Genomic DNA, 13,125 nt, shown 5'->3' with positions numbered 1-13,125 from the left:
GCGCTGGCGACTACTCGAACGCAGGCCAGCAGCCGTCTTCCTCATGGCGCCCGGTCCGCTGGGTGCAGGTATTGTCCAACAGCCGCTGGCCGACATCCTTCCAGAGCGCGTCCGGACCATAGAGGCGGGCGGCGTCTATTTTCTGGATCTCGACCACCCTGGCGCACCGGCGACAGGCTACCCGTAGAATATGTTGAGGAATTTGGCTCAGCCGCAGTGTCCCCGCGGAGGCGCCTGCCGACTTGCCATCGACCCGGGGGTCAGCCAGAAGCGCCCGCCAGTATTCCGGCGGCAGATCATCCTCCGGAGCCAATCCTCGCTGCCGCGGCACGTTTCTGCCGACAGGAGCAGCCATCTTTTCCATCTGCTTGGGGGTCGGCATTCGCCAGCTCGAGGATCGATCGGTCATGTCCGATTAGAACATAACAAGAACATGAGAGTCGAGTCCCGGCCAGAAAAAATGATCTTGCGTCGTATCCAGGCTGTCGGAACCATGGTCTGCCGTTCGTCTTGAATCCGGCCACCTTTGTTTCGGAGTACCGCGTTTCATGGCCCCCCGTGCCAACTGGAAAGGTTTTTTGCGTCTGTCCCTGGTGACCTGTCCGGTCGCGCTCTACCCGGCCACCTCCGAGAGCGAGAAGATCTCGTTCAACCAGCTCAACCGGCAGACCGGGCACCGCATCAAGTACCTGAAGGTCGACGCCGACACCGGCGGCGAGGTGCCCAACGAGGACATCGTCAAGGGCTACCAGCTCGAGAAGGACCAGTTCATCGAGGTGACCAAGGAGGAGCTCGAGGAGATCGCGCTCGAGTCCACGCGCACCATCGAGATCGACGAATTCGTCGACAAGGCCGACATCGACCCCCGCTACCTGATCCGACCGTACTACTTGCGCCCCGACGGCAAGGTCGGCCACGACGCTTTCGCCGTGATCCGCGAGACCATCCGCGAGATGGACAAGGTCGCGATCGGGCGGGTGGTGCTGACCAACCGCGAGCACATCATCGCGCTTGAACCGCTCGACAAGGGTCTCGTCGGCACGCTGCTCCGCTATCCCTACGAAGTGCGCGGCGAACAGGAATACTTCGATGAGATCCAGAACGTTAAAATCACCAAGGACATGCTCGACCTTGCGAAGCACATCGTGAATCAAAAGGCCGGCAGCTTCGATCCTGAGAAATTCGAGGACCACTACGAAGCCGCGCTGATCGATCTGATCAACAAGAAGCGCGCCGGCAAGCCGATCACTCCGAAAGAGCGGCCCGCGGCGACCAACGTGGTCGACCTGATGGAGGCGCTGCGACGGAGCGTCGGCCGGGAAGCCGCGCCGGCGAAGGCCGCAAAGCCGGCCAAGAAACCGCGCAAGGCATCGGTTGGTCAGAAGGAGATGCTGATGCCGATCGAGGGCAAGAAACCCAAGGACACGGCGGCGAAGAAGCCGGCGGCCAAGCCGCAGCGGAAGTCAGCCTGAGGTCGGAATAGGAGGACCGCGTAGATATGAAAGAAGCTTCCGCGATGACCGAAGCCTCTGGCCTGATCGACGATCAGGACGCCATCGGTGCACCGCAGCCGAGCGGCCAGACGGAGCCAGCGGAGATCCGAAGGTCGCTGCGCCAGCCTTCGACCGAGGCGGCGCTGCGCTGGGCCGAGCGGCTGCGCAAGGTGACGGTGCAGGCCCCATTGTCCTCGCTCTTCGTCGCATTCCTACTCGGCACCTGGGTCGCGCGCCGGCGCTAGGACGAGGCCGCGGGGCTGCCGAGATCCATGGCAAGGAAGCTCAAGACATTTCAGACGTCGCTGGGCTTCTACGATCTCGCGATCGCGGCGCCATCGATGAAGGCGGCGCTCGAGGCCTGGGGTGCTGGCAGCAATCTCTTCCATCAGGGTGTCGCCAAGGAAACGGACGACCCCGACGTGGTCGCCGCGACGATGTCGAAACCAGGCGTAGTGCTCAAGCGCCCGGCGGGATCGAACGGGCGCTTCGCCGAGCACTCCGATCTCCCGTCCGACCTGGGATCCGGCGAGAACCGGGCTCGGCGCGAAAGACATCGGCCGAATCCGGCGAAGCGAGCTGCTCCCAAGATCGACGAACGAGAAGCCCGAAAGGCCGCGGCCGACTTCGAGAAGGAGCGGAAACGCCGCGAAGCCGAGCGCCGGCGAGAAGAGGCCGCCCGAGAAAGGGATCGCGAACGGCGGGAGAAGGCGATGACCAAAGCGCAAGCGGCACTGGACCAGGCTGAGCGCAAACACGCGAAGAGGGGCGCGGTCATTCAAGCCGAGGTCGAGGCTCTCGAGAAGCGTTCGCGGGTCGAGGAGGACCGATGGCAAAAGGAAAGAGAGCGGCTGCAAGCCCTGCTGCGGCGTGCGCGAGAGTAGGCCGAACGAGGTTGTTCTGGGCGTATATCGCTCCCCCCATTGCGCAATATTGGCCTCAACCTCCTGAGGTCATCTGCTGACCCGGCGCTATATCAGTTTAGAGGGAAGTTACCCTCCGTCTGTCTGACTGTCCCTCTCTCCACCTACCCCTCCACCCACCCACCCACCCACCTACCTACCTACCCTTCACAACACCTTCCCCTCTGCGCTTTGCGCAGAGAACCATCAATGCAGGAGATGAGCATGGATCATGCACGCAACAGCCCAGAAATGAACTCTGCTCTGAAACGGCTTCGCACCGAACGCATCCGCCACAAGCAAACGTCCGAATACCAGATCAAGGTTGGCCCTTACAATTTCTATCCAGGCAAAGGGACGATCTTCATGGATGGCGATCGAGAGGCTCGGCCCGAACGTGGCCTCGACGGCTTCGTTGCCTTATTGCGCAAGCTGAAGGATCGCAATCCTCCCCTCGTGGAACGAAAGGCGATGTCTGAACCGATTTCAAGAAAATCGAGCAACGAGTTTGATGTCAGGGAAGCATTCAGTGATCCGGAAGAGGCATCCCGCTTCATTCGTGGACTCACGAAAAGCGGGCCATAGGTCAAGGCCAACTTTCCTTCCCTGCGACGAAGGGTTCGTCCAGATCTGTGGGAAAGCTAGGGCCAGAGGCATTCTCATGCGCCTTAAAAATAAGGCGAAGCAGCTAGTCCTCTTCGACCACGCCGAGGTGATCTTGAACGATCTCCCCGAGCCACGACCACTCGGGCTCCACAGTCGAACGGATCAATGCTCGAATACGCGGCGTGGTACCCCGAATATCAAGATCCCGAATGAGCGAAGCGAGATTAACCTTATCCTCTATCGCCTCTAGCTCCTCGATTGTCGGAGGCAACAGAAAGCAAGGGTAGGTGACCGGATCGATCCCATAGCGCCAGGTCGGATATCGGTGGCGAAAGAGGTCGGCCCCATGCCCCTCGCGACACAATTTCTCGATAGCTTCGTCCGGAATCAGATGACCAAAAGGCTCGTTTGCCAGGGCGGCGCGAACCGAGGCCGGGTCATTCACATCCACCTGCGGCAAGTACGGCCCGATCACCACCCCGGGGGCTAGGCGGGCTGCTGCGGCCGCCTCCTCGGACCAGCGGCTGGCGAATGGCCGCTCGACAAACGGTTGGTTGACCTCACGGCCCCCTTCCCGCTCTCTGCGCGTTCTCGAATTCATCTCAGCACTCCATGAACAGGCCTATTCCGCCTCTTGGCTGACCCGGCCAGCCGGTCACCCAACTCGGTCCCGCCCCCCCGCAATTGCCAACAATTGATCGCTCCAACAGGAATCGAGGTGCCAAATCAACATTTCTAAATCAACAAACGCGAGAGTGGCTAAATTGGAGCTGTTCCGGTCGCCATCTCCACGTCATTAGTCGAACCTAGTTGCGGTTAGGGCTTCATAGCCTTTGAGGAAAGCGGCCCTCCAAGGCACGCCAATCCTCACTGAAGCCCAGAAGCCAAGCGCCCGCTCCATGGCTTCATTGACCTCGATCCCCCGCTCCCGAGACCACCCTGCCCAATCCCGCAGAATGCGCTCCCAGCTCCCGGCCGCTATGAGATCCAACGCCGGGTTCACGCTCGCGCCCGCAAGCAAACCATCCGACACGTGGCGAATGCGGCACTCTATGAGAAATGCCTGCATGGCTCTCACCCGCATAGGGCCGTCGATACCAATATTTTCAAACAGCGACATTGCTTCGTCGCGGCGACCGCTCAGCACCGCGCGCCAACACGCCAGCATCGTCGGGCCCCAGCCGAACTCCGGCTCGCGGACCAAATTGTCGACCGTGACATCCCCGTGCCGTTCAGCACGCGCGAGAATAGCCAAGGCTTCGCCAAAGGACCCCCTGCCGGCTACCGCAACTGCTCGCAAGGCCGCTTCATCGAACGCAACCGACCGCCCCTCGCACATCAACGACATGCGATCGACCATATCTTCCACCGATATCGGTCCTACCCGATACACGCTGCAACGCGATCGCAATGCGGCCGAAAACCGCGCTTCGTCATTCACGACGAACACATACAAGCTCGACGTGACGTCCCGCTCCAGCGTCTTCAATGCGATATCCGCGGTCATGCCCGTGAACTCTTCGGAGTTGTTGAACACGACGACCCGCACCGAAGCAGTATTCAAGCCGCCATCGCGCTCAATCAGCGTATGAAGGGCCTCACCTTGCACTCTCTCCAGCGCTCTTACATCATTGTCCTCATCATCCCCACGTACATCTATTTCGACATAGGCCAGACTTGATCTCTCCAGGGCCCGACACTCGTCGCACTGGCCACAGGGAGCTGCGTCGATACGCGCGTCAAGCTCTTGCTCACAAAGCAGCGCCTGCGCATACATTTTCGCCAAAGTTCGCTTTCCGACGCCTGGGGAGCCAATCAAAGCGATGGGTTGATGCGAATTCGTTGCGCGCTCCCTCTTCAGGTTAGACAGCAATGTCTCGAGCCACCGTTCATGACCCAAGATGTCCTTGAATGAGCGCGGCCGCTCCTGTTTCAGATCAGTCTCCAGAGACTGTCCCATCAATCGGCCTCTCCGATCTCCATGGGAAGCTGTTCATTTAAGGAATCAGTCGCTCCTCGGACCTCAGACAAGCGGACCAAAAGATGAAACCAATCGACCTCGCCTCCCTTCATCGCTTTCAGCCGCGCGCGCAGGGCGCGCTGCAATTCAAGCCGAGCTTTGTCTAGTCGGCTCGGTTCATCTGTTGCGGTGATCTCCAGCAATGGGGCGATTGCCTGCCAGTTATCAGAAAACCACATTGTCCCTGCAGCTTCTCGACAATATCTCTGACAGAGATAGTCCATCGCAACGAACGCATTCCCATTCAGAAAGCTGTGCTCATTCGCCAAGAGTAAGGCGGCCCACACGCAATGCAGGGGATCTTCAAGCCGTCGATAGCGCCTGTCGCGACTTTCCAGGGTTGCGGTTGTCGCGCGATAGAGCCTCGTCAAGACTTCATTGGGCTCAAGCATTCGGTCATGGTGCAGGCCGTCGATCAACTGCATCAGTGCTGAGAATGACACGCTATCGCGATTATCCAAGAACCGCCTCAGCGTCTCGGGCAGCACCAACCGTCTTGCGCGTTTCGTCTCAGCCTCCACGGCCTCACGGAATTCGCCGCCCTCCATTTCACCCAACACAATCATATCGATCTGAATCGAGAGTTCGAACGGCGTGCACGTCCCCTGCTCGACGAACTTCCTCAACCGAGTCAAAAAGCGTCGATTGTCCGAGAGGTGACCCAGATTACCCAGGCGGCTTTGCGGAAAGTAACTCCGCGCGACAGCGAGGTAATTATCAAGTGTTACCATCGGCTCCTCAATGAAGCCGGTGGTTTCGACGGCGGCGCGCCAAGCATCGGTTTTGACGACTTCGTGCGTGTCCGGCACGAACAAGCAAAGTGACTGCAGCGCAGCATCTCTTGCGATTAGATCCAAGGCAGTTTCGACGTCATCCAGCGGTGGATGCTTTAGCGTCCTATCGCCTAGATCGTGCACGGTGAGCGTGTCACCGAACAAGGAAACTTCAGCAACCGTCACGTGCAAACTTGGCAGAAGCACATTTTCAGACGGCTCCGCTGAAGCATCGCTCTGGCCGGAACCCGTCAGTCTATCACGAGCGGCACTTGCCGATCCTCGATTCTGCGATTCCAGGACGAGCGGGCGCGGTTTCACAACGCGCTGGGAACATGTCGAAATATCTTTCAGCTCGCGCCCATCGAGCTCGGCCCCCCTGATCACCCTCGCGCGAACGGCGGCACGCAGGAGCGCCGAATTGTCACGATAGAGATAGAGATGGTTTTTCTGGGTGAGCTCGGGCAGTTGCACAAACTCGATGTCCGTCATCGTCACGGGCTTGCTCATGACCGGCTCCAAATTGACCACGGTCGGACTGTAGCGCATGCCTCCCAACGCTTGCGCAGTTCCTCCATTTCGTAGTTCTGCACTTCTTTCGAGCGAGCCGAGCCATCCAGGGGATACCGTGCCACCACGTCGGCAAGGGCTACCTGCCAAAGCGGCCTCTGCTCTTCGCGGTAGGTGCGTTCCTCCAACTCCCAGCCGTCGTACAAGCGGTCCCATTGCTCGTCATCGAACGCAGAGGCGAGAGCGACACCGCATTCAAGCTCTGCTTTAGCCCGGGCCTTGGCCGTCAAAGATTCAGAAGAGTCGCGCCGCGTCCGCCTGCCAATGTTTCCGGCAACACGGCGGTACGCTATCTCGATGTTCAGTTTCGCAATGATCGGATCAGTCGGGTTGAAGCCACCACACAGCCACCGCACGCAGCTCCAGTGCCCATCAAGCCTTTCGCCCTCCGGCACCATGTCGAGCGTGATCGCGTCGTCTTCCCTGCCCGCTACGCGGCTGCCTCTGTGCCATTTTTTCAGCCACCGGTCGGCCAACTCTGCATTCGGAACATGGGCGATCACGCGACCGCACGATCCCTCGTTCTCGTCTCGCTCCTGAACGAAGATGCGGAGGCCGGAACCACCGAGCCTTTTTAGCTGTCCTTTGAGAGCCTGGCTGAACAGCTTAAAATGTTCAGACGCTTCAGGTTGACTTGCATGACCGAAGAGGCGGTGCCGAATCGTAATTCGGGCATTGAACGGATGCTGGCCTTGCTGCACCAAAAACGAAGCAGCGGCAAAAATTTCCCGAACATCGCTCCGGTGCAGGTAGGCTGGATCGTCCGGCACATCCTCATCAGCCCGCTTGCGGAGACTGCGGGGGGACCCAGTTACTGGCTCGGCTTCCGCCACGGGCTCCGGCGTGATGCGCTCGATCTCGTTCGATCGCGTAACGATCTCGCCGCGATTCGCCATGGCCTGAAAGTGCATCAAGACCGCCAAAAGCGCTTCATCACTCAAATCACCAGTGACGACAGGCCAGACGTTCAACAAGCCTTCGAAAAACGCCTTCAGATTCACGCTCGGTAGCCGCTTTGTAAACGCGTTGGTGACGCGACGACGCTCCTCTTCTCTGATGGAAGCGATGACCGGCTCGACCGACACGTCTAGTCCACAGAGTTCGACGTAGTACAGTCCGACCAGGAACAGCTGGATCAGACGGGCCTTGTTGCGAACGCTATCTGGCCACCGCAAGAACTTGGTCATCTGCAGCTTTAAGTCGCCAGACCCAAGAGCCTCGAAATACTGGATGAGATGTTCGATGTAGTCGACACCGAAAACCTCAGCGACCCGATCCCGAGTAATTTCAGTCTTGTCGTTGATCAGACTCATCTTGTCGAGAGCCTGAAGCATGTTCCTCGGCTGGTGTTCGCCCAAACCCGCCAAAAGCGAAAGCGCTTCGAGATGGAAGGTAAGACCCTCTTCGCTGGCGGTACGGGCGAGAAGACCGACACTCTGCTCATGAGTTAAGGGACGAAGCTCTAGATTGATGGTCCGGGAGCGCAACGCCTTGGAAATCCTTTCCACCGCGGTGGTTGCAAAACAGAAAGAGACGCCGGGCGGCGGCTCCTCGACCCTTTTCAACAGGAACTCGAAGCTATCCGGGTACTTCGACAGGACGTGAGCTTCGTCGAGAAAGATCAGCGTGCGTCTGCCGTCTTTCGCGGCTTCTAGCACGCGCTCGATCTCATTCTGCAGCGTGCTCCGCGTCCTAAACTTGGGCGTATCCAGTTCGTAGAACCCGGCATCATCCCCGGCATTCAAGGCTTTGCATCGATCGCAATCGAAACAACGGTCGCCTGAATTCGTCGGGCGTTCGCAGTTTAGCGCCCCAGCGAAAATCCGAACGAGCGTGGTTTTGCCCGATCCCACGCTGCCGTGCAGAAGCAAGTTTGCACAGCTTTGCCCGTTTAGAATGAGCTGGGATATGATCCGTTTTGGATATTCCTGGCCGACAACTTCTTCGAAGGTTCTCGGACGATATTTCAAGGCAAGACGCGTCACGTTATTTCCTGAGTCGATCAGCTGCACCCGCGCGAATGCGGTGGAACTGGCAAATCATACCGGGGGCACATACGTTCTTGTTGCTCTATTCCGCGGCGGTCAAGTGCCCGCTATTGTGCTGAGTCCCTTCAATGCGTCATGAGGGACAGGCATCGCAGAGCGCGAAAGCTTCGGCTTGGTTGCTCATTGTGAAGTCGGTTCCGCGCAACCTCTGCCAGCTCGCCCAGATTCGCTGGCGGGGGAGAGCTCGTGAATGCTGAGAGGTTGATGCATTTTCCGAGGCCGCACACGCCACCGGCCATCCTGACGCATAAACGCTAATGCAAATCGACCGGCCACCCTGGGGTGGCCGGTCGCGTTGGGTTTGGAGCTTTCGCACTGGGTTCCGGGGACGCGCGATTTCCATCAGCGGCGATCGACAGAAATCTTAAAGAGCTCGAACAATCGGGGATCGCCCGATCGACCTTCCGGACCGTACGGGCGATGAAGCCAGGGCCAACGCATGCTCATTTCCTCGGGATTATCGGGATGGGGTACCCAGATTCCGCCAATCCAGCCAAATGGACTGCAAGGAGTCGTGGACGCAAATTCATCCACGCGAGCACGCCAGGCGCGGAGGGTCTCAAGCACGCGTTCATCGTCTTCTTCGGTGTCACAGAAGAAAGCCAGATCGTCTTCTGACGGCACTACGATGGTCGGCCAGGTGGCACCTTCCGCGAGAGGATCAGCGACCGGGATCAAGCGATGTGCAAAGAAACATCCGCCCAGAAAATCGATGCACTCGTCCGGCGGGGCAGGCAAGGGCAACTCACTGAGGGCCTCCGAGACAGTTGAATGCTGGACGCCATCGCGTACGACAAAAGAGCAATTGTCGCCGACGACCGCCGTTGTGATTTCTCTGATGCTGATTTTTCCGGCAAGCGCCAGTTCTTGCTGTCGCGAATAGTAGGCCCAACTGGCTGCGCAGTCGGTTTGTCTGCGGGTGTCAAACATAGTTCCGTGGTTCCACTGCAGGGGGAACCACCATGGCTCCCCTTCATGTGAGGGGAACCCTCCGCCTGGTCGGCGAGAAGTCTCTCACCTTCAGATATAGAGTTTTGGAGGCCCTACTTTGTATGCGCTCATGGAGAGCCCGCATGCGACGAATGCATGGCTCTATATAAGGTAGCCCGGGATCAATTTCGATCTAGATACAGGGCCCCGCTTGGCGTACCCATTCGCTCACCGCGCGGAAGACGAGGTACGTGCTCGCTCACCGGCTGAAACTCCTCCTACTCACCTTCTCCGATTCGTTGCACGCTTCGCGTCTGCCCGACCCTTTGCACAGTTAATTTCTCCCACCCCTCATCGAATCTTCCGCGCTTCAACAACGCGGACATTCAGATGACCTCCTCGTCCAGCCCTTCTCCCGCCGATCACCTTCCTTCGTCCACTTCGACATTCAAGCAGCTTTCCCGGACGCCATTCGTCAGTGACGCCGTCGCCAAACATTACGACTCGCACTGTTTGATCGATTCGCGCTTCCGGCGCGCAGCACGCCTCCTGCAGATTCTGTGGATGCGCGACCAGGGAATTCCGAACGCCGCAGCGGAAGAGCGCGGTGCTCATCTTGGCTCCTACCTCCGAGCTGACGCCGCAGATGCCGGGCGGAACTTCATCTCCCCGCAAGTTCATCTCCTAGCGCTCCGTGAACTGCTCCTGCTTCGTGAGGAGGACGCGGCAGTCGATGAGGATCGCCTCATGACCAACACGTTGAGCTCGATGCCGCTCGTCGTCAACGCGTTCGGTCCACTCGCCCAGGACACGAAGTTGGCAACAGCCGTCCTGCGCCAACTGCTGCCGGATTTCATCCAATCCGTCGAACGAATAGCTTTCGAGCATTCGCCCGGCCGCCGCGATGACCGCTTCCTCGCCGACCGCACCGCCTTCGATCTCGCCATCCACGTTACAACGCCCGAGGGCGAGTCCGGCATCGTCTACGCCGAGGTCAAGTACTCCGAGGAGTTGACCACCGTCGCCCGATGGCGAGAGCGCTATGATCAGGCCTTGAAGGAGGTTCGTCTCTACAAGGACCCCGAGAGCACGGTTCTTCGATCGCCGCTCGTTGAGCAGCTGATGCGGGAGCATTGCCTCGCACAGCTCTCGGTCGACCACGGCATCACACCGCGAGCGATGTTCATCGGCATCGGGCCTCGCCTCAACCGGCGCGCCAACGCTGCTTTCCGAGTCTATGCCAACGAACTGCTCCCGGTCCCTGATGACGATCCCACCAGGGTGCGTTTCCAGCATTTCACCCTGGAGACGTTGATCGACGCTATTGACGTGGCGGGCGACCGCGAAACAGCGGATCAGCTTTGGAAACGCTACTGCGACTTCCAGCGCGTCTATGATGCCGCCCTCGCCGTCATTGCTCCACAGGCACCGCGCAGCGAGCCACCGAAATCTGCGACGGCTACACCCGCCCCCAACGCCAAGAGCAAGGCGCGGCCTCGCAAACGGGGCTCCCGCACCAGCCCCACTCAACCGGACGACCAGGCCGGTGTCTCCGACCGTGCGGAGGCCTCTCATGACTGAGACAGAGCTGCTCACAGTGGAAGATCGCATCCGACTGTTTGCCAACGCCCTCGCAGACGAGCGCGACCACTTTCCTGTCGTCAAGCTCTTCACTCCTGACGCGGGCGCGACTTGGCTCCTCACCGAATGCGACCTCGACGAGCCGAACCGCTTATTCGGTCTTTGCGACCTTGGACTCGGCTGCGCAGAGCTCGGGTATGTGAGTCTCGCGGAGATCAAGGAGGTTAGGGGACAGCTAGGCCTTCCCGTGGAACGGGACCTTCATTTCACCGCGGACAAGCCGATCTCGGCATACGCTGCTGAAGCCCGAGCCAAAGGCCGCATCGTTGCGTAAGAGAAGGAAGCAGTGCAGTCATCAGTGGGACCATGAGCCCCACTGTCAGCCTGCCTTCATCAATAGTTACGAATGCGCCAGCTGCGGGACGGTGTGGGAAGACACATGGTCTTGCGGTTGCGACGACACGTGTCCGAACTGCCGCGCTGATACTTCACCGATCGATTCTCAAAAGGTCGCAGCTTGTGCATGTGACTATCTCGGGCACTAGGACGTAATACGAGCCCGACAAGGGTGGTGTCCTCTTATTGGTCGCATCCAGAACGCCTTGCCGCAGGCAATGGACAGCGTTCATTCATCGCTCATTCAATGGCGCAAAAAAATGGCGCGGCCGATGCGTGAAATGTGACTATATTTTTTGCCCCCACCCACTCGCCTCTACCCCCTCCTCCTACCCTCCATCCTACCCCACCCTACCCCTTCCTCTCCACGCAGGCTGGAAGGTTAGGCAAGGCTGCGCTTCTGAAGACCGCATTCATCGATGTTCGAACGAGGCAAGAGAGAGGGCTCGCGGCAACCCGCCCCTCTCGCATTGAACGGCTGCGTGCACGCAACATCTCGATGCCTTCCCCGAATCCCAGACGACAAGCGAGCTGCCACGAACAAGCATGACTGCCCCCAAGATCAACAATCCCCGTTCATGGAATGGAAGGGCGCTGGTCGGCGACTGGCTGGTGACGCTCAAAGTCGACGGGGTCCGGGCGATCTGGCACGACGAGAGCGGCTGGGTGAGCAGGGCCAACAAGCCACTTCATAACATTCCGCGGTGGCGAGAGGGCCAACCGCGTGACTGCGAGGTCTTCGTCAACAACTTCTGCGACACGATCAGAGCGACCAGGACAAGGCGTCCCAGCGCGGGCACGCCTTCAATTGCACAAGAGCACCTCTACGGGCTCGCCCCCCTCGACCCGCGCCTTCATTGGGGCAATCTGACCAATCCCACCCCCACAGACGTCTGCGCCCAGCTGCAACGCGCTAATGACCGCGGCTACGAGGGTGTTGTCCTTCGTCGGGGCGACCTTTGGATCAAAGTCAAGCCGGCGGAGACGCACGACGTCGCCATCACCGGATACGCTGAAGGGAGGGGCAAGCACCGCGGCCGGTTGGGCTTCGTCACAACGACCAGGGGTGCCGTTGGTGCCGGCTTCACAGATATCGAGCGGGAACTTTTATGGGCAGACGCTAAGGCTCAGAGATTGGTTGGCCAAGTGATTGAAGTGAGCTGCATGCAGTTCACGCCTAACGGCCAATTCCGTCATCCGGTCTTCGTCCGCATACGCCCTGACAAGCTTGTCGCCTGAGCTGTTTGACTCACCGAGCTCCTCTGCTCCGTCGGCTTGGTCATTGACCAGGCTCGGCATGCTGGCAGTCGCTTCGCTCTAGCCATTGCGCAAAAATCAGCGGCACGACCTCGCGCTCGACCACTATATTTTTCTGCCCCCGCCGACCTGTCGGCCCACCCCTCCGCCCACCTAACCGCCACTCCACCCTTCCCTGCCTTTCCCTACCTTTCCCCAACGAGTTCAGGACAGAGGTATAAGGCTAAGCAGAGATGCGAACAGGATCTGCCCCGGCCCGCCCCCGTTGGTTAAACATTCAAGTCTGTGAACCCCGCCCTGCGCCATCGCCGAGACGGCGCTTCATCACCAGGCGCACATCGGCCGGCCCGGGACTTGCGACCCCTTCATTGCTACGGCTTTCGTTCAGCACAACGTCCCACGCCGAACCAATTTAGCTATGAGTCCCCACGGCCCGCTCCCAGTATCCCAGCGGGCCTGCCTCAAGCGCGGACGAATGCAACGCCTATTCATGGCTCTGTGTCGAGCAAGAGAGGCTCGCCTGGTCAACGCCGAGTGCATCAAGAGGCA

General features: G+C 59.5%; 13 protein-coding genes. 7 read left to right on the top strand and 6 right to left on the bottom strand.

Translation table 11 applies throughout. The features are described 5' to 3' along the window. Positions 1-10 precede the first annotated feature (10 nt). Positions 11-382: a hypothetical protein gene (locus tag ACQR03_RS30195; protein WP_434842191.1), complete on the bottom strand. Its 372-nt coding sequence runs from the start codon at positions 380-382 to the stop codon at positions 11-13. A gap of 166 nt (positions 383-548) precedes the next feature. Between ACQR03_RS30195 and ACQR03_RS30190 the strand changes: the two genes are divergently transcribed. The 4 genes from ACQR03_RS30190 to ACQR03_RS30175 all read left to right on the top strand — a co-directional run bounded on the left by ACQR03_RS30190 (position 549) and on the right by ACQR03_RS30175 (position 2,980). Next, complete coding sequence (locus ACQR03_RS30190; RefSeq protein WP_434842192.1) at positions 549-1,472, top strand: Ku protein; 924 nt, start codon at positions 549-551, stop codon at positions 1,470-1,472. Between the two features lie 44 nt (positions 1,473-1,516). Continuing rightward, entirely contained in the window at positions 1,517-1,738 is a 222-nt protein-coding gene (locus ACQR03_RS30185; protein ID WP_434842193.1) for a hypothetical protein, read from the top strand. Between the two features lie 27 nt (positions 1,739-1,765). Further along, positions 1,766-2,377 (top strand): cell envelope biogenesis protein TolA, encoded by a 612-nt coding sequence (locus ACQR03_RS30180; RefSeq protein WP_434842194.1) that lies wholly within the window; start codon positions 1,766-1,768, stop codon positions 2,375-2,377. Positions 2,378-2,620: 243 nt separating this feature from the next. After that, positions 2,621-2,980 carry a hypothetical protein gene (locus ACQR03_RS30175; protein WP_434842195.1) on the top strand — a complete coding sequence of 120 codons (360 nt, stop codon included), beginning with the start codon at positions 2,621-2,623 and terminating at the stop codon, positions 2,978-2,980. A gap of 103 nt (positions 2,981-3,083) precedes the next feature. On the opposite strand, the gene ACQR03_RS30170 is transcribed toward ACQR03_RS30175, so the two are convergent. From ACQR03_RS30170 to ACQR03_RS30150, 5 genes are all read right to left on the bottom strand, one after another. Next, complete coding sequence (locus tag ACQR03_RS30170; RefSeq protein WP_434842196.1) at positions 3,084-3,602, bottom strand: hypothetical protein; 519 nt, start codon at positions 3,600-3,602, stop codon at positions 3,084-3,086. Between the two features lie 195 nt (positions 3,603-3,797). After that, entirely contained in the window at positions 3,798-4,961 is a 1,164-nt protein-coding gene (locus ACQR03_RS30165; protein ID WP_434842197.1) for a hypothetical protein, read from the bottom strand. Beyond that, complete coding sequence (locus ACQR03_RS30160; protein WP_434842198.1) at positions 4,961-6,304, bottom strand: hypothetical protein; 1,344 nt, start codon at positions 6,302-6,304, stop codon at positions 4,961-4,963. Before ACQR03_RS30160 ends, ACQR03_RS30165 begins: the two co-directional genes overlap by 1 nt. Then, entirely contained in the window at positions 6,301-8,349 is a 2,049-nt protein-coding gene (locus ACQR03_RS30155; RefSeq protein ID WP_434925369.1) for an AAA family ATPase, read from the bottom strand. The genes ACQR03_RS30160 and ACQR03_RS30155 overlap by 4 nt, the downstream gene beginning before the upstream one ends. A gap of 405 nt (positions 8,350-8,754) precedes the next feature. Then, on the bottom strand, positions 8,755-9,342 hold the full coding sequence (locus tag ACQR03_RS30150) for a hypothetical protein (RefSeq protein ID WP_434842200.1): 588 nt from the start codon (positions 9,340-9,342) through the stop codon (positions 8,755-8,757). Positions 9,343-9,732: 390 nt separating this feature from the next. Here ACQR03_RS30150 and ACQR03_RS30145 point away from each other — a divergent pair, with 390 nt between their 5' ends. The 3 genes from ACQR03_RS30145 (at position 9,733) to ACQR03_RS30135 (ending at position 12,558) form a co-directional block, all read left to right on the top strand. Beyond that, complete coding sequence (locus ACQR03_RS30145; protein ID WP_434842201.1) at positions 9,733-10,923, top strand: PGN_0703 family putative restriction endonuclease; 1,191 nt, start codon at positions 9,733-9,735, stop codon at positions 10,921-10,923. Then, entirely contained in the window at positions 10,916-11,257 is a 342-nt protein-coding gene (locus tag ACQR03_RS30140) for a DUF2958 domain-containing protein (RefSeq protein ID WP_434842202.1), read from the top strand. The genes ACQR03_RS30145 and ACQR03_RS30140 overlap by 8 nt, the downstream gene beginning before the upstream one ends. A gap of 608 nt (positions 11,258-11,865) precedes the next feature. Further along, complete coding sequence (locus tag ACQR03_RS30135) at positions 11,866-12,558, top strand: hypothetical protein (RefSeq protein WP_434842203.1); 693 nt, start codon at positions 11,866-11,868, stop codon at positions 12,556-12,558. The last annotated feature ends 567 nt before the right edge of the window (positions 12,559-13,125 follow it).

Origin of the sequence: Bradyrhizobium sp. HKCCYLS3070, assembly GCF_051167575.1 — a bacterium.
In the GTDB taxonomy this organism is placed as follows: Bacteria; Pseudomonadota; Alphaproteobacteria; order Rhizobiales; family Xanthobacteraceae; genus Bradyrhizobium.
This window is presented reverse-complemented; position numbering and strand designations above follow the sequence as displayed.

Bases quoted from the DNA above. Each gene is read 5' to 3' on its own strand.
- ACQR03_RS30195 (WP_434842191.1), bottom strand. From the start codon at position 382: ATGCCGACCCCCAAGCAGATGGAAAAGATGGCTGCTCCTGTCGGCAGA.
- ACQR03_RS30190 (WP_434842192.1), top strand. From the start codon at position 549: ATGGCCCCCCGTGCCAACTGGAAAGGTTTTTTGCGTCTGTCCCTGGTG.
- ACQR03_RS30185 (WP_434842193.1), top strand. From the start codon at position 1,517: ATGACCGAAGCCTCTGGCCTGATCGACGATCAGGACGCCATCGGTGCA.
- ACQR03_RS30180 (WP_434842194.1), top strand. From the start codon at position 1,766: ATGGCAAGGAAGCTCAAGACATTTCAGACGTCGCTGGGCTTCTACGAT.
- ACQR03_RS30175 (WP_434842195.1), top strand. From the start codon at position 2,621: ATGGATCATGCACGCAACAGCCCAGAAATGAACTCTGCTCTGAAACGG.
- ACQR03_RS30170 (WP_434842196.1), bottom strand. From the start codon at position 3,602: ATGAATTCGAGAACGCGCAGAGAGCGGGAAGGGGGCCGTGAGGTCAAC.
- ACQR03_RS30165 (WP_434842197.1), bottom strand. From the start codon at position 4,961: ATGGGACAGTCTCTGGAGACTGATCTGAAACAGGAGCGGCCGCGCTCA.
- ACQR03_RS30160 (WP_434842198.1), bottom strand. From the start codon at position 6,304: ATGAGCAAGCCCGTGACGATGACGGACATCGAGTTTGTGCAACTGCCC.
- ACQR03_RS30150 (WP_434842200.1), bottom strand. From the start codon at position 9,342: ATGTTTGACACCCGCAGACAAACCGACTGCGCAGCCAGTTGGGCCTAC.
- ACQR03_RS30145 (WP_434842201.1), top strand. From the start codon at position 9,733: ATGACCTCCTCGTCCAGCCCTTCTCCCGCCGATCACCTTCCTTCGTCC.
- ACQR03_RS30140 (WP_434842202.1), top strand. From the start codon at position 10,916: ATGACTGAGACAGAGCTGCTCACAGTGGAAGATCGCATCCGACTGTTT.
- ACQR03_RS30135 (WP_434842203.1), top strand. From the start codon at position 11,866: ATGACTGCCCCCAAGATCAACAATCCCCGTTCATGGAATGGAAGGGCG.